The following is a 19,081-nucleotide window of genomic DNA, read 5'->3' as shown; positions in this document are numbered from 1 at the left end:
TCAGAGCACCGCGTTGTGGAAGTCGAAGTTCAGGTCACTGCCGGCCGACTGCACCATGTTGCCCTGGATGTAATCGACGCCGCCGACCCACATCGCTGCCGCGGCCTGCGGGTCCTCGATCTGCTGGCCGATGATCTGCAGCCCGGCGGCATGCGCCTGTTCGATCGCCTTGCGCAGTTCCTCGCGCGTGGCCGGGTTGGAATGGCTGCTGGAGAAACGCGCGGCCATGCGCACGAACGACAGCGGCAGCTGGGTCAGCAGTGCATCGGCTTCGCCACTGGGTTCGAACTGGCTCAGGCAGAAGCGCACGCCGGCGCCGGCCATGCGCTGGCAGAACTGCTGCAGCGGCACGGTGTGGATCAGCGCGTCGGGCAGGCGCACGTCGATCACCAGCGCACTGCCGGGCAGGTCACGCTGCTGCAGCGATTCCAGCAGCCAGTCGCCAAAGGCATCGCGCTGCAGGGTGCGCAGCGACTGCGAAACGAACAGGTTCAGCGGTTGCGTTGCGTGCCGGTACAGGTCCAGCAGGCCCAGCGCATGGTCCATCACCTGCTGGTCGAGGTCGGCGATGCGGCCTGCCGCTTCGGCGGCGGGAATCACCTGGCCGGCCGCCAGCACCGTGCCGTCGGCCTGGCGCAGGCGCAGCAGCAGCTGGTACTGCGCGGTGTTGCCACCGGCGACGGCGACGATCGGCTGATAGGCCAGCTCCAGCTGGCCCTCCAGCAGTGCCAGGTGTTCCTGTTCGGTGACGGCCTGGCGGTGTACATGGCCTGCCACGCCGGCGCTGAGCAGGCGTGCCTGCAGGGTGGTGCGCTCGACCGCTTCCAGTGCGGCGTTGGCATCGTCGAAGCCCGGCGACAGCGGCGCGTAACCCACCACGCCGCGCAGATGCACCGATTCATCATCGCGGATCACGAAGGCGCGCGCCGAGAGCTGCTCACGCAGGGTCGCGGCGATGCTTTCCAGGCTGTCTTCATCGGTATTGCGGGCCAGCAGCAGGAAGCTGTTGTCGTTCAGGCGTGCCAGCAGGTGCGGATGGCCGGCCTCGGCCAGGCGCTGCCCGGCCTGCACCATCAGGCGCTCGAAGGCGGCGTAGCCATAGCGTTCGCGCAGGCCCAGCGCGCTGGCCACTTCAATGAAGAACACGCCGCCCCGGTCGCGATGGGTGAGGGTGGCGTTGAGTTGCTGCAGCACGTGGTGACGTGTCGGCAGGCCGGTTTCCGGATTGCTGGTGGCCGGTGCGCCGGTAGCACCAGGCAGGGTCGCTGCCTGCGCACGTGCGCGGCGGATGCGGTTGGCCACGGCGGCGATCAGGTGGCGGGGGCGGATCGGCTTGCTCAGGTAATCGTCGGCGCCGCTGTCGAGCACCTCGAACTGGCGTTCCGGGTCCGGATCGCCGCTCAGGAACACGATCGGCAGCAACTGCAGGCCAGGCTGCTGGCGGATCAGCGCGGTCAGGCGCATGCCGTCCAGGCCGGGCAGGTGCAGGTCCATCAGGATCAGGTCGGGCCGATGCTCCTTGATCGCCTGCAGCGCGCCGTCGGCATCGCTGTGCACGATCGCCTGCATGCCGGCGCCATGCAGCACGCTCTGTGCGAACAGGGCCTGCGCGCGGTCGTCCTCGACGATCAGCACGCGGTAGGGCGAATCGGAGGGCGGCGGCGCCTGGTCGTTGTTGCCAGCCTCGGCCAGCACGGCCGGGGCCGGCAACGGCGGCGGTGCGCTGCCGATCGATGCGGGTGCGTCGGAGGCGGCCAGCGGCGGAACCGCGGCCGGCGCTGCGGCGACCGCGCTCGCCGGTTCAGCGGTCCAGCGTTGCCAATGATCGGCCGGAGGGGTTTCAGCGCGTCCCGGGCGGGCGCCCGCGGGGGATTCGTTTGCGGCCATCGGTGCTCCTGGTGTTCGCGTCCATTATGCGACAAGCCCGGCGATCAACCGGTACCGGGCTGGCGTGGACTGTCGGGCGACGCACTGCGTGCCAGCCAGCGCACGCCCTTCCACAAGGTGCGCCAGACCAGCCACACCAGCAGCGCGCCGGCCAGGCTGCAGGCCAGCACCACGATCAGCGCGATCCACGGGTGTGCCAGGGCCAGGGCCAGGCCACCGACCACCACGGTGTCCTCGGCGGCGGAGGCCACCCAGTTGCTGGCAGGCTCGGGCGAGGTATTGAGCAGGGCGCGGGTGCCGGCCTTCAGGCCATGGCTGGCCAGCGCGACACCGGCACCGGCAGCAAGTGCGCCGGTGCCCAGCTGCCCATCTGGCGACAGCGTGGCTGCGGCAAGGAAGGCACCTGCGGGTACGCGTGCCAGGGTCTGCACCAGATCCCACGCCGAGTCGACGCCGGGAATCTTGTCGGCGAAGAATTCGGTTACCGCCAGCGCTGCCGAGGTGCCCAGCACCCACCACGATTCGGTGGCCTGCAGGGCCGGCGGCAGGTCGACCCAGCCGAGCAGGCCGGCCAGGCCGACACCGAACACGGTGAGGTAGACGCGGATGCCGGCCAGCCAGGCCAGCAGGATGCCGATCACGAACAGGTGGGCTTCGGTCATGGCGATGCTCCGGCGACGGAACTGTGCAGGGGACCACACTATCGACGATGGCATGCCTGAACGCCACAGACGGTGGCTCGCCACTGCGCAGGAAACCCACCCGTCCTGTCATACACTAGCCCGTCGTTTGCCACAGGGGCCGTACCGGTGTCGCCCTCGCGATGCCCCGGAATCCACCCATGACCAACCGTCCTCCCATGCGCGTGCAGGTTCGCCTGCCCGGCGCGCCGCAACCGCCGGCCGACCGTCGCCGCCTGCTGGTGATCGGCGGCATCTGGCTGCTCAGCCTGGTGCTGGCCGTGCTGGGTGGCTGCTGGATGGCCACGCCGCGCGATGCACAGGGCCAGCGCCTGCAGGCCGCCGAGAAGCGCGCCGAGACGTTGCAGGCGCAGCTGACCGAACTGCGCCAGAAGCAGGCCACGCTGGAAGCCTCCGACCGCATCAGCCGCGCCGCCAACACCGAGGTGCAGTCCTCGCTGGCCGAACGCGATGAGGAAATCGCCGGCCTGCGTGCCGACGTTGCCTTCTATGAGCGCCTGGTGGGTTCGACCAGCCAGCGCAAGGGCCTGAACACCCATTCGATCGAGTTCAGCCCGGAAGCGGCCGGCACCTGGCAGTACACCGCCGTGCTGACACAGAACCTCAACCGCGGCGCCATCAGCCAGGGGCAGATGCGTTTCACCGTGGAAGGCGTCAAGAACGGCAAGCTGGCCACGATCAGCTGGGATGATCTGCACCAGCGCAGCAAGGTACCGGGACAGGATTACTCGTTCCGGTACTTCCAGCAGCTCACCGGCAGCGTGATGCTGCCGGCTGACTTCACCCCGCAACGCGTGCGGGTGACATTGGGGAGTGGTACGGGGGGTACCACCCAGGTATTCGACTGGAAACAGGCCGGTGCGCCGGCCGCCAAAGGGGAGTAGGCAGATGTTCGGAAGCAGCAAATCCAACCGTGAAGGCCAGCTGGTGGTGGATGCCCTGATCGGCAACCAGGTGGTGATCCGCGGTGATGTGGAATTCAGTGGTGGCCTGTATGTGGAAGGCCGCATCCATGGCAAGGTGATCGCCGCCGAAGGCGCCAGTGGCGCGACCCTGACGGTCGCCGAGCATGGCGTGATCGAAGGTGAGATCCGTGCCCAGGTGGTGGTCATCAGTGGACGCCTGGACGGCGACGTGCATGCCACCGAGAAGGTCGAACTGACCCCGAGCGCGCGGGTCAATGGCAATGTCCATTACCAGGTGGTGGAGATGAATGCGGGTGCCCAGCTGAACGGCCGCCTGATCCATGCCAGCGCCCCGATGGCGGCCCTGCCGGCCCCGGAAGGTGATGAGGCCAATGGCGGCAAGGGTGACACCGCCGCACGCCGCAAGCTGGCCGAGGCGATGGCTTGAAAGCCATCGTCGGCACCCCCATGCTGACACCATGAGCACGCTAGTCTCCCTGCCCGGCGCCACCCCGGTTGCCGCGCCCGATTACCAGTCGCTGGAGCGCCCGCTGAACTTCACCGAGTCGGCGGCCGCCAAGGTCAAATCCCTGATACAGGAAGAGGGCAACCCCGACCTGGCCCTGCGCGTGTACATCGAAGGCGGTGGCTGTTCGGGCTTCCAGTACGGGTTCGAGTTCGACGAGAACCGTGCCGAGGATGACTTGGCGGTACAGACCAGCGGGGTGACCCTGCTGGTCGACCCGCTGAGCCTGCAGTACCTGATGGGCGCCGAGGTGGACTACACCGAGAGCCTGACCGGTGCCCAGTTCGTGATCCGCAACCCGAACGCCAAGACCACCTGCGGCTGCGGCAGCAGCTTCAGCATGTAAGAGGCCTGTGGCCGGAAGGTGCCAACCAAGGTTGGCACCTCAGTAGATCCACGCCATGCGTGGATGCTGTGCCTGCACGCCCACACCGGCAGATTGCGCACAGCGCCGAACTTGCCACCTGCATCGATTGGCGGCACGCTTGCCGGATGCCCAATACTCCTTCGCCGCTTTCCGGTTTCGCCTTCGTTGGCGAACCGCTGGAGCGCGCCGATGCCCTGCGCGACGATGCCGATGCACTGGCGCGCCTGTGGCCGGGCGCGCGCATTCTCGTGCTCGATCAGGACGGCAGCGCCTTCACCGGCGATGACGACCAGCCGCTGGCGCTGACCGGCGCCGACATCGGCGGCGGCCCCGGTGCCGCGATCTTCCTTGGCCTGCGTGGCGAGCAGGCCTGGTTCTCGGTCGAAGCCGCCAACGTTACCGTCACGGCCCCGCGCCGCCTCGACCTGCGCCAGGCCGCACTGCTGTGGCCGATGGCCGATGCGACCGCCTTCAGTTATGCCCGCGGCATGTCCTACTGGCACTCGCGCACCCGCTTCTGCGGCGTGTGCGGCGGCGCCGTGGCGTTTGCCCGTGGTGGCTTCGTCGGCCGCTGCGGGCAGTGCGCCACCGAGCACTACCCGCGTGTCGATCCCGCCGTGATCGTCGCCGTGGAAAACCAGGGCCGGCTGCTGCTGGGCCGGCAGTCGAACTGGGCACCGCGGCGTTACTCGGTGCTGGCCGGCTTCGTCGAACCCGGCGAGACCTTCGAGCAGACCGTGGTGCGTGAAGTGCACGAGGAGAGCAAGGTACGGGTGACCGCCTGCCAGTACCTCGGTTCGCAGCCGTGGCCGTTCCCGGGCGCGCTGATGATCGGTTTCCGTGCACAGGCGCAGGATGACCTGCCGACCGTGGATGGCGAGCTGGAAGATGCGCGCTGGTTCAGTGCCGACGAGGTCGGCGCGGCACTGGCACGCGATGTGGTGGACGATGGCCAGGGCATCCGCCTGTCGCCGCCGATCTCGATTTCGCGCGGCCTGATCGAACACTGGTACCGGCAGCAGAAGGGCTGAGCGGGGCTGACGGTGGCGCCTGTATTGCCGCCACCTGAACACGGCCCGGGTTACAGTCCGGTTCACCGCTGAGGGCGCCGCTGCGACAGGTAAGGTAGCGACGCCGAGCGTTCTGTTTCGTAGGGAGACCTGCCATGTTCACCACTCTGGCCGCCGTGCTGGTGGCACTGGCCCTGGGCCATGTTGCCCCGGCCGCTGCCGCCTCGCTGCGCCGTTTCGACGGCTTCCGGCGTTGGCTGGGCTGGCTGGACGCGCGCGGTGGCAAGGCTTGGCAGGGGCCGGCAGGCGTTGCCCTGGCACTGCTGCCGCCGCTGCTGCTGATGGCGCTGCTGGCGTGGTTGCTGCGTGGGGTGCTGTTCGGCCTGCCGTCGCTGCTGCTGGGCGTGGCGGTGCTGGCGTGGTGCTGGGGCCCGCGCGATCTGGACCGCGATATCGAAGCGATCATCGATGCCGATGACGCGGCGACGCGCCAGGCCGCGGTGCGTAACCTGCAGGCGGCCGGTGGCAGCCTGCGCGAGGACATTCCGTCACTGGTCGAGGCAACCGTGCTCAACGCCTTGCGGCGCTGGTTCGCGGTGCTGTTCTGGTTCCTGCTGCTGGGCCCGGCCGGTGCGCTGGGCTACCGGTTGCTGGCACTGATGGCGGAAAGCCCGATGCGCGCCCGCGTGCCGGTGGAGCCGCTGGCGCTGGCGCAGCGCCTGCTGGGCTGGATCGAGTGGCCGGTGGCGCAGCTGATGGCGTTCTCGATGGCGCTGGTGGGCAACTTCGATACGGCGTGGAAGGCCTGGCGCCAGGCCCACGGCGAGCGCCTGGCCGGCAACATCGGCTTCCTCGGCGCGGTGGCGCGGGCCAGCGTCAACGCCGAGCTGCGCGAGGATGCGCACGATTACACCGAGGCGGGGCTGTTGCCGGTGTGGCAGCGGTTGCCGGACCTGCGGGATGCGATGAGCCTGGTGTGGAGGATGCTGCTGCTGTGGCTGGCGATCCTCGCCCTGCTGGTGATTGCAGGCTGGGTGACGTAGTTGCTTTGCAGGGCTTGCAGCCCTTCACCTGCAGAAGCAACAGCAACAGCAACAGCAACGGCAACGGCAGGATTGCTGCGGGCTGGGCGGGGCGGTGTGGGGCTGCAGGACACGCCGTAAACCCGTCCTTGGGGGCTCGATGGCGCCTTGCTCGTGTGCGCTGTCCTGCGCACACGGCAAGACCGGGGTTGGGCCTCCTGCCCAACCCGCCCGAGGCATGCCTCGGGCCCATGGCGCCAACGGTCCTGCAGCCCCACACCGCCCCACCCCCGACAGATTCCCGCGGCTGTTGGTAGGTGTCGACCTTGGTCGACACGGTAGATCCACGCCATGCGTGGATGCAGAGCGAAGCGATCCGCTTCCGCTTTCGCTTTTGATCTTCTCTTTCTTTTCCGTGGTGGACGCACACGGAAACTGTCCGTGGCCGGGCGGGATGGGTTTGCGGGGGTGTCCGCGGCATGGATGCCGCGGCCAAGCCTCCACGGACGGATTCACGGCGTCCCCCGCAAACCCATCCCGCCCGGCCAACCCCATGATCGACAAACGCCGCCCACCACGAGGGGCTGCGCCGTTGGCTGGAAACCTAGATCGGTGCCAGTGCGGTGAACGGCGCCCACGGCAGGTTGCGCAGCAGCGCATACCCGGGCAGCACCCAGAGCCAGAACACGGGATTGGCCAGCACCCGCATCAGCGGGTCGAGCACACGCGGGCGGATGCCGGCGATGTTCAGCAGCATCAACAACAGGAACGGCAGGCTGATGACCAGCAGCGGGTTCATCGCCATCGCGCCGGGCAGGTCGAAGTGGACCAGGGAATACAGGCAGCGCGTGCTGCCACAGCCCGGGCAGTACAGGCCGGTCAGCGCGTACAGCGGGCAGCTCGGCAGGGGATTGCCGGCGACATACGGATTGACGTTGCGCAGCACCACCGTGGCACCCACGGCCAGGCCGGCGGAAACCAGCAGCGGTGCCCAGCGGGCGAGTCGGGAACGAGCGGGAAGCGCGGACATGCAACAACGGATCCGGCGCAGGCGCCGGATCCGTCCAGGCGTATCAGTAGTTGCCGTTGCTCATCGCGCCCATGCCGCCGAGCACAACGAAGAACAGCACGTAAAGCACGACCAGCACGACCCAGGCGATGGCCGACCACATGGCCCACTTCTTGGCCTTGGCGGCGGAGTCCTGGGCGCCGGCGATGTCGCCGGCCGCCAGCTTGCCGTTGACCTGGGCGGCGTAGACGATCGACACGATGCCGGCCGGCAGGCAGCAGAACAGGGTGGTCAGGATCGCCCAGACCAGGTTGTTCGGGACCTGCGGAGTAGCAGTATTCATGGGTTCAAGCTCCTTGATGGGTGGTGGTGGTGAATCATTGGTCGGAAAGAGCGCCCAGTACGGCCAAGCCGCCGAACAGCCCGAACCACAACAGCAACAGGACCGGCAGGGCCACGGCCGAAGCCACCGCCCACCAGCCCGCCTTGCGCGACGCACTGTAGGCCCCCGGCAGGTCGCCGGCCGCGCGGCGGCCATCGACCTGGGAGGCGTACACGATCGACACCACGCCCAACGGCAGGCAGCAGAACAGCGTCGTCAGGATCGCCCAGACCAGATGGTTGGGGATGTAGACCGGACGGCTGAGCGGTGGTGGTTGATTCAAAGCGAGACTCCATTCCTTGGTGGCCGGCCATGATGAATCGGCCGGACCTCCCCCCTGTGGGTGCGTAATCTACCGCAACCTGCGTTGCATGTATGCGTTTACAGTCACGACATGTCGCGTACACCACTGGACGATGACGTATGTGGGGGAGTCCGCTGGGCCCGCTCGGCGGGCCCATCTCGTCAGGCGTGATCGCCGCGCAGGGCCCGCACCTGGGCCTCCAGCACCGGTGCGCTGGTGCTGTGGCCATCCACGGCCGCTGCCGCCACCACCTCGACGGTGGCGCGGAAACGGCGCGGCACGCGCATGCGGCCCAGGCGGCTGTCGCGCCGGCTCCACATGCTCGACCACATGCCGCGCAGCGCCATCGGCACCACCGGCACCGGCCGCCGTTCGAGGATCTTCTCGACGCCGGACTTGAACGGTGCCATCGCACCATCCTTGGTCAGCGCGCCTTCCGGGAAGATGCAGACCAGCTCGCCTTCGGCCAGCGCAGCGTCGATGTCATCGAACGCGCGCTGCATCAGCGCCGGGTCTTCGCGCGCACCGGCGATCGGGATCGCCTTGGCGGTCCGGAAGATCCAGCGCATCACCGGGATGTTGAAGATCTTGTAGTACATGACGAAGCGCACCGGGCGCGGGATCGTCGCCGACAGGATCAGTGCGTCCATGTAGCTGACATGGTTGCAGACCAGCAGCGCGGCGCCCTCGTCGGGCACGTTGGCCTCGATGCCGTGCGGGCGCAGGCGGTACAGGGTGCGCACCATCAGCCAGCTGAGGAAGCGCATCAGGAATTCGGGGACGATGGTGAAGATGTAGATCGCCACCAGTGCGTTGGCGATGGCCAGCGCCAGGAACTGCTGCGGGATGGTCCAGTGCAGCAGCTTGTGCGCGGCCAGCGACAGCAGGGCTGCGCCGACGATGAAGCCGGAGTTCTGGATGTTCAGCGCCGCAAACACGCGCGACATCTGCGCCTTCGGCGTGCGGCTCTGGATCAGCGCGAACAGCGGCACCACGAAGATGCCGGTGAACAGGCCGATGCCGATCAGGTCGATGACGATGCGGATGCTGCCCGGCTGCTGCAGGAACGTCCCGATGGTCAGTCCGTGCACGGTCGCTTCGCCGCTGCGGGCGAAATACAGGTCGAGCAGGAACGCGGTCATGCCGAACGCACCCAGCGGCACCAGGCCGATTTCCACCGTGCGTGCCGACAGCTTCTCGCACAGCAGCGAACCGATGCCGGTGCCGACCGAGAACAGGGCCAGGGCAAAGATATACAGGGTCGGCTCACCGCCGAGGTTGGTCACGGCATAGGCCGGCAGCTGCGAGGTCAGCACGGTGCCGACGAACCAGAACCAGGACACGCCCAGGATTGAATTGCGCACCGCCTTCTGCTGGCGCGCCATGCGCAGCACCGCCAGTGATTCGGGCAGCGGGTTCCAGTTGATCTTCAGGTTCGGGTCGCCGGCATCGACCTTGGGAATCAGGCGCGCGGCGATGTTGCCGCAGATCGCCAGGCCGATGATCGCGCAGGCCGCCACCACCGTACCGTGGCTGCCGGCAACGGTGAACACCAGGCCGCCGACGATCATGCCGGACAGGATCGACATCGAGGTGCCCATTTCAACCAGGCCGTTGCCACCGGTCAGCTCTTCGGGCTTGAGCACCGACGGCAGCACCGAGTACTTCACCGGGCCGAACAGGGTCGACTGCATGCCGGTGCAGAACAGGGCGACCAGCAGCACCGGCAGGCTCTGAGTGAGGAAGCCGGTGCCGGCCAGCGACATGATCACGATCTCCATGGTGGTGGTGATCACGATCAGCCGCGATTTTTCCAGTTTGTCGGCGATCTGCCCGGCCAGCGCCGAGAACAGGAAGTACGGCAGGATGAAGATGGCCGGTGCCAGCGTGGCGTACAGCCCCAGTTCTTCCTCCGGTACGGCCATGAACAGCAACATGCTGATGATCGCCTGCCGGTACACGTTGTCGTTGAACGCTCCGAGCGCCTGGACGACGAAGAACGGCAGGAAACGGCGCTGGCGCAGCAGGGCGAACTGGTTGTGACCGGACATGGAGCCTCCTTGACCGGCGCAGCCTAGCATTCCTGCCTATCCGCCGGGACCATGGCGGGATGCATCCACGCATGGCGTGGATCTACTGAAGCCCCACAACTGTGGGTGCGGACCGTTGGTCCGCACACCTTGATAGGTCTCAGACGATATCGTCGACCACGCCGCCATCCACGCGCAGCGCTGCGCCGGAGGTCGCCGAGGCCTGCGGCGAGGCCAGATACACCACCATGTTGGCCACTTCCTCGACCGTGGCGGTGCGCTGGATCACCGAAGACGGCCGGTGTGCCATCACGAACTCGCGGCCGATCTGCTCCAGTGGCTTGCCGCTGCGCTGGCGTTCATCTTCGAACATCGCCGCGAAACCGTCGGACAGGGTCGGGCCGGGCAACACCGCGTTGACGGTGACGCCGCTGCCGGCCACGCGCTTGGCCAGGCCGCGCGACAGCGACAGCTGCGCGGTCTTGCTGACACCGTAGTGGATCATGTCGGCCGGAATGTTGCGTGCCGATTCGGATGAGATGAACAGTACGCGACCCCAGCCGGCATCGACCATGGCCGGCAACAGTGCCCGCGACAGGCGCACGCCGGACATCACGTTGGTCTGCCAGTAGCGTTCCCAGGTCGCGTCTTCGGTCTCGAAGAAGTCCTCGGGGCCGAAAATGCCGGCGTTGTTGACCAGGATGTCGACCTTGGGCAGGCCTGTCAGCAGCGTGTCGACGCCGGCCGCATCGGAGAGGTCGGCGGCCACGCCGAGCACGTCGGCACCCGGAACGGCGGCGAGCAGGCGCTGGCGGGCGCGTTCGACGCTGTCGGTGCTGCGGCCGTTGAGAATGATCCGCGCGCCCGCGTTGGCCAGGCCCTGGGCAATCGCCAGGCCGATGCCGGCGGTGGAGGCGGTGACCAGCGCGGTACGGCCGGAGAGTTCAATCTTCATGGGGAATCCGGGGGAGCAGGGATCGTCCAGTATCCGCGCGGGAACGTGATCGGGGCGCATCGCCATACGCAACACACGGTTGCACGCGGTGCAGTAGATCCACGCCATGCGTGGATGGAATGTCCGACCAGCGATGAGGGATCAGGTCAGGCTGGTCACCGCCTCATTCGCCGCCGCCCGCACCTTCGGCAGCATCCGCAGCACCAGCGCCATCTGCGTGCGGATCAGCTGCAGCTTCGGCGGCATCGCCTCGTCGATCTGTTCCAGTTCGGCGGCCACCGCGCGGTCGGCATCATTGTCCTCTTCCGCGACCGGTTGCCGAGCGCTCAGGGCCGTCGCCAGCTGCTGCAGCGCCTTGCGCACGCGCTCACCGGCAGCCAGCGCCAGCGGATCGCCGGCGTAGCTGTCCACCTGGTCGCGGTGCGCACCCAGGGCCGACAGGTGCCCGAGCAGTGTGTTGGACAGCGCCAGGAAGTGGAAGCCGGCATCCAGATTGCGGCGCACATGGCCGGGCTCACGCAGCATGTTCGACAACGCGGTGGACAGCGCGGCGTCGGCGTTGTGCATATCGCGGCGGGCGATGCGGTAGGCCAGATCGTCACGCATGCCGCTGCGGTACTGGCCCAGCACCGAATCCAGATAGCGCGCGGCGGTGTCCAGCACCCGCGCCAGCACAAGATGCAGCTGCCGGCCCTGCCAGTCGGGCAGGATCAGGAAGGCGGCCGCGGCGGCGATCGCACAACCCAGCAGCGTATCGACCATGCGCGGCACGATCAGCACGAAGCCGTCGCCGATCAGGTTGAAGCAGGTCAGGGCCATCACCGTGATCGCCGCCGACGCCACCAGGTAGCGGTCGGTGCGGGTGAAGAAGAACAGCAGCGCCGACAGCAGCGCGATCAGCAGCTGCACGTGCAGTTGCGGGAACAGCTGCAGCAGTGCCCACGTGAGCACCAGGCCGGCCACGGTGCCGACGATGCGTTGTGCAAGGCGCTGGCGGGTCGCGCCGAAGTTGGGGCGGCACACGAACACGATGGTCAGCAGCACCCACGAGCCGTTCTGTGCATTGAACAAGCGGATTGCCGCGAAGCCGGCGATCAGGGCCAATGCCATGCGCAGGCCGTGGCGGAACAGGACCGAGCCGGGCGTGAGCTGCTGGCGCACGCGCACGCCCATCTCGCGCAGGGTGTGCGGGTTGCTGTCGCGCAGGCGGGTATCGACGTTGTCCAGGCTGGCCTCGGAGCGCTCCGCATCCAGCAGGCGGCGCTCGATGCTGCGCAGGTTGTGCACGAGTAGATCCAGCGAGCCAAGCAGTCGCTGCCACTGCGGCCGCTGCTGGTCGCGCAGATAGGCCAGCGCATCGGCCAGGTCGCGCCCGGCCTGCTGGTTGCTTTCGCCATACACGAACGGACGGCGCAGGCGGATCGCCTCGCCCAGCCGTGCGCAGGCCTGCCCCTGCAGGTCGAGCAGGCGCTGGCAGCGGTACAGCACATCGCTGTGGAAGAAGGCATCGACCAGCGCACCGTAGGGGTAGTGCGAGGAGCTGGCGCGCTCGTGGAAATCCTGTGCCATGTAATAGAGGCGCAGGTACAGGCCGGAGTTCACGCCGGGCCGCCCGGAACGGCCGAAGCGGGCCAGGATCGCGGTCTTGGCTTCATTCAATGCACCGACCACGCGCCGGTTCTGTTCGGCCAGGTCGAGCTGGCGACGCTGCAGGTCGGCCTCGCGCACCGGCTCGAACAGTGTTGCCTTCAACTGCAGGTAGCGGCCCAGTTCAACGTACAGTCGCGCCACGCGTTCGCGTACCGGACGGTTGGCGAACAGTGCGGTCCACAGGATCGACAGCAGGCCGTACCAGACCGCACCGGCCAGCAGGTGGCTGACCGCGTCCAGCGCGCTGTGCAGGTCGCTGGCGCCATGCTGCTCCAGCCCGATCATGGTGTAGATCGCCAGCGTTACCGTGGCCTGGGCGATGGACGCATAGCGCTCGCCGAGCGCACCCAGCAGGGTCAACCCGAAGGTGGACAGCGCCAGCGCGCCGATGAAGATCCATGGCCAGGGGAACAGCCAGATCACCGAAGCGGCGGCGAGGCAGAAGCACAGCAGCGACAGCAGTACCGCCTTGGTACGGCCCCACCAGTTGTCATCGGTCTCGGCGATGGCGCTGGCGATGATGCCGAGGAACACGCCGGGCAGGGCAGTGAGCGCGTCCAGCTGCCAGCACACGGCAAGCGCTGCGGTCAGGGCGATGAACACCCGAAGGCCATAACTGGCCTTTTCGTGGGCCCACAGGCGGCTGAGGCGGGATTCGCGGGCGGGCATGCAGGCTCGGTGGAAGGGTCTCCCACCATTATTGCGGGTGCGGGGTGAAATATGGAGTGCGGACCAACGGTCCGCACCCACCGTCCATGTGCGGGCCCGTCGTCCGCATGGACGGCGGGGACCGGCACCTTACATCTCCCAGCGCACGCTCACCGCGAACGTGCGCGGCAGGCCGGCGCCGGCGTTGGACCAGTACCTGCGGTTGGCCAGGTTCTCGACGCTGGCACGCAGAGTCACCGGATGGCCGGACGCCAGCAGGCGATAGCCGATGCCTGCATTCACCAGCGTGTAGTCAGGCAGCTTCAGGGTGTTGTCGGCGTCGTACCAGACATCGCCGTAATAGCGCACGGCGGCATAGGTTTCCAAGCCGTCTACCCACGGCAGCTGGTAGGTGGCGTGCAGTACGCCGCTCCAGCGCGCAGCACCGGCGGTGCGGTTGCCTTCCTGTGCGGCACTGCCCGGGGACAGCTTGTCGTAGGTCGGATCCAGCCAGGTCACGCCGCCGCCGACGGTCAGTGCATCGTTGAGGTGCAGGTCGGCACTGGCTTCAATGCCTTCGTACAGCGTGATGCCGTCCTGCACCAGGCGCTTGCCGGCCGGCGTGAGCTCATCGATGTTGGCACCACGTTCCAGCCGGAACGCGGCCACGTTCGCATTCCAACGCGCCGCTTCGACCTTGGCTCCGATCTCGTACTGCTTGCTGATGGTGGGATCGAGCACGTCACCGGCGTTGATGTAGCTGTTGCCTACGCGGCTGCCCGCTTCGAGCGACTCGATGTAGCTGGCGTAGAGGGTGACCGCCTCGCTGGGCTTGAACATCACGGCGTAGGTCGGGGTGACCGGGTAGGTGTGGTACCGCCCCTTGGTTTCGAAGTCGTTGTAGCGCCAGCCCGCCAGCACCGACCAGCCGCTGCCGAGGTTCACCGTATCGCTTGCGAACACCGCCTGCTGCACCGTCTCGTCGCCGCGGGTCATCACCCGCGAACCAACGGCGTCGTGGCGGATGGCATGGCGCTGGTACAGGTTGGCGCGGCCAATCAGGTTCCACTCGTAGGGGCGGTCCCACCCCAGTCCGGTCTGGTGGCTGATGCCCGCCACCACCTGATGCTGAAGGGGGCCGGTGCGGAAGCTGCCCTGCAGCATCGCCTGGGCCAGCTTCCACTCGCTCTTGCCACCCAGTTCGTAGACGTTGACGTCGTAGTCGCCGTTGAGATCGTCGATGTAGGCGAAGATCTTGTTGACGTCATTCCACGAGGTGGTGACGCCGTAACTCAGGCTGGCTTTCCAGTCGCTGTTGATCTGCCAGTTCAAGCCGGTCGACAGCAGGCTGGAGCGTGTGTCGTAGTAGGTGCCGGGCACGCTGTTGTCGGTATCTCCGGCGATCGGCCGCGGCAACGAGGTCAGGCCACGGAAGTAGTACTGCGGCGATTCCTCGCGCAGGTCGCGCGACTGGAACACACCGTCGAAGGTCCAGGTGAGCGCATCGCTCAGGCGCGCGTCCAGCGACAGTGCGCCCACCTTGCGATCGACGTGTCCGCCATTGAAGGTCTCGCCTTTTTCCTGGAAGGCGTTGAAGCGGTAGCCGAACATCTGCTCGTTGCCGAAGCGGCCGCCAACGTCGATGCCGCCGCTGACGATGCCCTGTTCGCGCCAGCCCAGCTGGGCGGAGAAGGTGGGCGTGTCCGTCGGCTTCTTGGTGATGTAGTTGACGATGCCGCCGGGGGTGCCGAAGCCATACAGGAATCCGCCCGGGCCTTTCAGCAGATCGACCTGTTCCATCACTTCCAGCGGCCATTCGGTGCCCCAGGAAGAGACCTGCAGGCCATTGACCCGGTAGCTGTCGTAGTTCAGCTCCAGACCGCGGTTGCGGATGGGCGAGCTCCAGCCACTGGCATAGGCGCTGACCTGGGTGCTGACCGAAGGGTCGAGCAGGAAGGCTTCGCCCAGCGAGACCACCTGGCGCTGCTCGATCTGCTCGCGGCCAACAGCGGTGATCGCGAACGGAGTGTCGCGCAGGGCGCGGTCGCCCAGTGCGCCAGCGTCGGTATGGGTGCGTTCGGCGGTGACCTTCACCGCATCCAGATCGGTGGCGTTACGGCTGACGGCCGGCGCTTCGGCATGGGCAGCGCAGGCGGCTGACAGGGCGATGGCCAGCAGGGCCAGGCGGGGAGAACGGGAAGGCAGCATCGATGGTGGTCCTCGACGGACGGCCACAGGCCATCCGCCCACGGGTGGGGGAAGGGGCAGTGGCTGGGATCACGCAGGCTGGCCGGAGATGGCAGCGGGGCGCCGCGAAGGGGCGCAGGACCATGGCTGGATGAGAATTGTTCTCTTTTCGTTACCGTGCGTCAAACCCGGAGGTATGCGGACCAACGGTCCGCACCCACCATCCGTGCCCACGGTTCGTACCCACCATCCGCTCCCACGGTAGTGCCGGCCGCTGGCCGGCAGATTGGCTGTACGGAGAACACCGGCCAGCGGCCGGCGCTACCAGTAGATCCACGCCCTGCGTGGATGGGCCCTTCTACGCCCGTTGCGCGCGCTTGAGCAGCTTCGCTTCGCGCCTGCGTGCGCGACGTGCGCGCCAGCGCTCGGCCAGGCAGGAGAAGATCACGTACAGCGCCGGCGTGCTGAGCAGGGTCAGGCTCTGCGAGAACAGCAGGCCGCCGATCATCGCGATACCCAGCGGACGACGCAGCTCGGACCCTTCGCCGAGGCCGATCGCCAGCGGCACCGCCGCCAGGATCGCCACCATCGTGGTCATCATGATCGGGCGGAAGCGCACGATGCTGGCCTCGCGTGCCGCTTCGCGCGGTGCCAGCCCATGTTCCCGCTGCGCCACCAGCGCGAAGTCGATCATCATGATCGCGTTCTTCTTGACGATGCCGATCAGCAGCACCAGCGCGATCATCGAGATCACCGACAGTTCGGTACTGGTGCCGAACAACGCCAGCAGCGCACCCACGCCCGCCGCCGGCAGCGTGGACAGGATGGTGACCGGGTGGATCAGGCTCTCGTACAGCATGCCCAGCACCAGGTACACGGTCAGGATCGCGGCAAACACCAGGATCAGCATGTCGCTGGGGTCGGAGTTGAAGCCGAAGCCGGCGTCATCAGCCAGGCGGATGTCGCCGGGCATGCGCATGCCGGCCACGGTCGCGTCGATGATCGCCTTGGCCTCGCCCATGCTCACGTTCGGCGCCAGGTTGTAGCTGAGGTCCATCGTCGTGTACTGGTTCTCATGGGTGATCTGCGAAGGCGCCAGCCCCGGCACCTGCTTGGCCACCGCCGTGAGCGGCACCATGTCGCCGTTGCGCGCACGCACATGCACCTCGTCCAGCGCCGCCGGCGTAGCGGTCTGCGAGGGCAGGGCGTTGACCACCACGCTGTACTGGTTGATGTCCGAATAGATGGTCGAGATCTGGCGCTGGCCGAACGCACCGTACAGGGCGCCGTCGATGGCGCCGACCGAAACACCCAGGCGGGCGGCCTTGGCACGGTCGATCTCGATGTTCTGGCGCAGCCCGGCATTGTCCACATCGGTGCCGACGTCGCGCAGCTTCGGGTTCTTCTTCAGCTCCGCCTGCAGCTTGGGCAGCCATTCCTGCAGTGACGCCAGGTCATTGCCCTGCAGCGAGATGCGGTACTGCGCGCCCTGGCTGGAGCCACCGCCATCGTTGCTGGGCAGGTCCTGGATCGCGCGCAGGCGCAGCTGCAGGTCGGGGTAGCGGTCGGCCTTGGCGCTCAGTCGCGCCAGGGCATGTGCGGTGGTTTCGCGGCGGCCTTCCTTGCGTGATTTCAGCTCGACGTTGAACTGTGCGCTGGAGCCCTGGCGACCGCTGCCCAGGCGGACACCCACGGTCTTCACCGCCGGGTCGGCCATCAGCATGTCGGTGATGCGGCGCTGGCGGGCGACCATGTCCTCGAAGGATACGGTGGCGCTGGAGTTGGCGCGGCCCCAGATCAGGCCGGTGTCCTGCGGCGGGAACGCGCCCTTCTTCACCGCGCCGAACAGGAAGACGGTGGCACCGATCAGCAGCAGCGGCGTCAGCGACAGCAGCAGCGCATGGCGCAGAGAGAAATCCAGGAACACGGTGTAGATGCGCAGCATGCGCTCGTGGCCGGCATCCAGCCAGCGGCCGAAGCGCGACGGCGGCGCCGTGTGGTCGTGGGCGCTGAGGAAGCGGCTGCACAGCGCCGGGGTCAGGGTCAGCGAGACGATCATCGAGACCACGATGGCCGCCACCAGGGTGACGGTGAACTCGCGGAAGAACGCGCCCATCATGCCGCTGGCGAACAGCAGCGGGATGAACACCGCCACCAGCGAGGCGGTGATCGAGACGATGGTGAAGCCGATCTCGCGCGCGCCGGTCAGCGCTGCCTGCATCCGCGGCATGCCTTCGTCGAGGTGGCGCATGATGTTCTCGATCACCACGATCGCATCGTCGACCACGAAGCCGATCGCGATCACCAGCGCCAGCAGGCTCAGGTTGTTCAGGGTGAAACCCATCACGTACATCACCAGCGCGGCACCGGCCAGCGACAGCGGCACGGTCACTGCGGCGATCAGCGTGGGTGCCAGCCGGCGCAGGAACAGCGCCATGGTCAGCACCACCATCGCCAGGCTGATCAGCAGAGTGATCTGCACTTCATGCAGCGACGAGCGGATGGTCGGCGTACGGTCGAAGTACGGCGTCATCGTGGTGCCCGGCTGCAGGTAGTCGCGCAGCGCGGGGATCTGTGCCTTGACCCGGTCCACGGTCTCCACGATGTTGGCGCCGGCGCGGGTGAACACGTACATCACCACCGCCGGCTTGTGGTCGAACCACGCGGCCTGGTAGGCATCCTGCTGGCCGTCGTAGACGTTGGCGATGTCCTTCAGCCGGATCACCCGGCCATCGCCCTGGGTCTTGACCACCAGGTCGGCGAAGTCGGCGGCGCGTGCCACCGAATCGTTGGCGATGATCGCGGTGGTGGTGTTGCCATCGCTGAGGAAGCCGGTGGGTGAGGTCACGTTGGCCGCACGCACCGCGTTGCGCAGGTCATCGGCGGTCAGGCCGAGTGCGTTCATCAGGCGCAGGTTGACGTCCACACGCACCGCCGGCGTCGAGGCACCGGCGATGTCGACCGAAGCAACACCGCTGATCTGGCGGATGCGCTGCGCCAGCAGCGAATCGGCGACGTTGTACAGCTCGTCGGCCGACTGCGTCTGCGAAGTCAGCGCGATGGCGATCACCGGGTCGTCGTTCGGGTTCGCCTTCTGGTACATCGGCGAGCCCATGCCCGAGGGCAGGTCGGCCTGCGCCGAATTGATCGCGGTCTGTACGTCCAGCGCGGCCGAATCGATGTTGTGGCCGCTCTGGAAGATCATGAACACCAGCGAGCTGCCTTCCGAGCTCGACGAGCGCATGCGGTCGATGCCCGGCAGCTGGCCGAGATGACGTTCCAGCGGCGCGGTGACCGTGGAGGCCATGGTTGCCGCATCGGCACCGGACTGGCTGGCGTGCACGAAGATCACCGGGATCTCGATGTTCGGCAGTGCCGACACGCCCAGCCGCAGATAGCAGATCAGGCCGACCATGAACAGGCCGATGGCCAGCAGCGCGGTGCCGATCGGACGGCGGATGAAGGGGCCGGACAGGTTCATCGTGCGGCCCCCCGCAG

The 19,081-nt window shown here is 67.4% G+C and carries 15 protein-coding genes; 5 read left to right on the top strand and 10 right to left on the bottom strand.

The window, feature by feature from the left end; all coding sequences use genetic code 11:
• Complete coding sequence (locus ACZK4Z_RS20695) at positions 1-1,887, bottom strand: EAL domain-containing protein (RefSeq protein ID WP_049424052.1); 1,887 nt, start codon at positions 1,885-1,887, stop codon at positions 1-3.
• A gap of 44 nt (positions 1,888-1,931) precedes the next feature.
• Positions 1,932-2,549, bottom strand: coding sequence for a DUF4126 domain-containing protein (locus ACZK4Z_RS20690; protein ID WP_005411305.1), 618 nt, complete (start codon positions 2,547-2,549; stop codon positions 1,932-1,934).
• 179 nt (positions 2,550-2,728) lie between these two features.
• Between ACZK4Z_RS20690 and ACZK4Z_RS20685 the strand changes: the two genes are divergently transcribed.
• The 5 genes from ACZK4Z_RS20685 to ampE all read left to right on the top strand — a co-directional run bounded on the left by ACZK4Z_RS20685 (position 2,729) and on the right by ampE (position 6,439).
• Complete coding sequence (locus ACZK4Z_RS20685) at positions 2,729-3,472, top strand: DUF6776 family protein (RefSeq protein WP_019336613.1); 744 nt, start codon at positions 2,729-2,731, stop codon at positions 3,470-3,472.
• Positions 3,473-3,476: 4 nt separating this feature from the next.
• Complete coding sequence (locus tag ACZK4Z_RS20680) at positions 3,477-3,941, top strand: bactofilin family protein (protein ID WP_006398829.1); 465 nt, start codon at positions 3,477-3,479, stop codon at positions 3,939-3,941.
• Between the two features lie 31 nt (positions 3,942-3,972).
• Positions 3,973-4,365 carry an iron-sulfur cluster insertion protein ErpA gene (gene erpA / locus ACZK4Z_RS20675; RefSeq protein ID WP_005419789.1) on the top strand — a complete coding sequence of 131 codons (393 nt, stop codon included), beginning with the start codon at positions 3,973-3,975 and terminating at the stop codon, positions 4,363-4,365.
• Between the two features lie 146 nt (positions 4,366-4,511).
• Positions 4,512-5,417 (top strand): NAD(+) diphosphatase, encoded by a 906-nt coding sequence (nudC, locus tag ACZK4Z_RS20670; protein WP_125895843.1) that lies wholly within the window; start codon positions 4,512-4,514, stop codon positions 5,415-5,417.
• Between the two features lie 134 nt (positions 5,418-5,551).
• Positions 5,552-6,439, top strand: a complete 888-nt coding sequence (ampE, locus tag ACZK4Z_RS20665) for a regulatory signaling modulator protein AmpE (protein ID WP_032127176.1) — start codon at positions 5,552-5,554, stop codon at positions 6,437-6,439.
• Positions 6,440-7,022: 583 nt separating this feature from the next.
• Here ampE and ACZK4Z_RS20660 read toward each other — a convergent pair.
• The 8 genes from ACZK4Z_RS20660 to ACZK4Z_RS20625 all read right to left on the bottom strand — a co-directional run bounded on the left by ACZK4Z_RS20660 (position 7,023) and on the right by ACZK4Z_RS20625 (position 19,064).
• Positions 7,023-7,448: a DUF2752 domain-containing protein gene (locus ACZK4Z_RS20660; RefSeq protein WP_006473646.1), complete on the bottom strand. Its 426-nt coding sequence runs from the start codon at positions 7,446-7,448 to the stop codon at positions 7,023-7,025.
• Between the two features lie 43 nt (positions 7,449-7,491).
• Positions 7,492-7,770, bottom strand: a complete 279-nt coding sequence (locus ACZK4Z_RS20655) for a CD225/dispanin family protein (protein WP_032127177.1) — start codon at positions 7,768-7,770, stop codon at positions 7,492-7,494.
• Positions 7,771-7,804: 34 nt separating this feature from the next.
• Entirely contained in the window at positions 7,805-8,092 is a 288-nt protein-coding gene (locus tag ACZK4Z_RS20650) for a CD225/dispanin family protein (protein ID WP_005419784.1), read from the bottom strand.
• Positions 8,093-8,274: 182 nt separating this feature from the next.
• On the bottom strand, positions 8,275-10,164 hold the full coding sequence (locus ACZK4Z_RS20645) for an MFS transporter (protein ID WP_125895796.1): 1,890 nt from the start codon (positions 10,162-10,164) through the stop codon (positions 8,275-8,277).
• Between the two features lie 139 nt (positions 10,165-10,303).
• Entirely contained in the window at positions 10,304-11,098 is a 795-nt protein-coding gene (locus ACZK4Z_RS20640) for an SDR family NAD(P)-dependent oxidoreductase (protein WP_125895795.1), read from the bottom strand.
• Between the two features lie 141 nt (positions 11,099-11,239).
• Positions 11,240-13,417: a YccS family putative transporter gene (gene yccS, locus ACZK4Z_RS20635; protein ID WP_125895794.1), complete on the bottom strand. Its 2,178-nt coding sequence runs from the start codon at positions 13,415-13,417 to the stop codon at positions 11,240-11,242.
• A 129-nt stretch (positions 13,418-13,546) separates the two neighbouring features.
• Positions 13,547-15,604, bottom strand: coding sequence for a TonB-dependent siderophore receptor (locus ACZK4Z_RS20630; RefSeq protein WP_125895793.1), 2,058 nt, complete (start codon positions 15,602-15,604; stop codon positions 13,547-13,549).
• Between the two features lie 337 nt (positions 15,605-15,941).
• On the bottom strand, positions 15,942-19,064 hold the full coding sequence (locus ACZK4Z_RS20625; RefSeq protein WP_125895792.1) for an efflux RND transporter permease subunit: 3,123 nt from the start codon (positions 19,062-19,064) through the stop codon (positions 15,942-15,944).
• Between the last annotated feature and the right edge of the window lie 17 nt (positions 19,065-19,081).

The organism is Stenotrophomonas sp. 71799_Sma (assembly GCF_056482505.1).
This window is presented reverse-complemented; position numbering and strand designations above follow the sequence as displayed.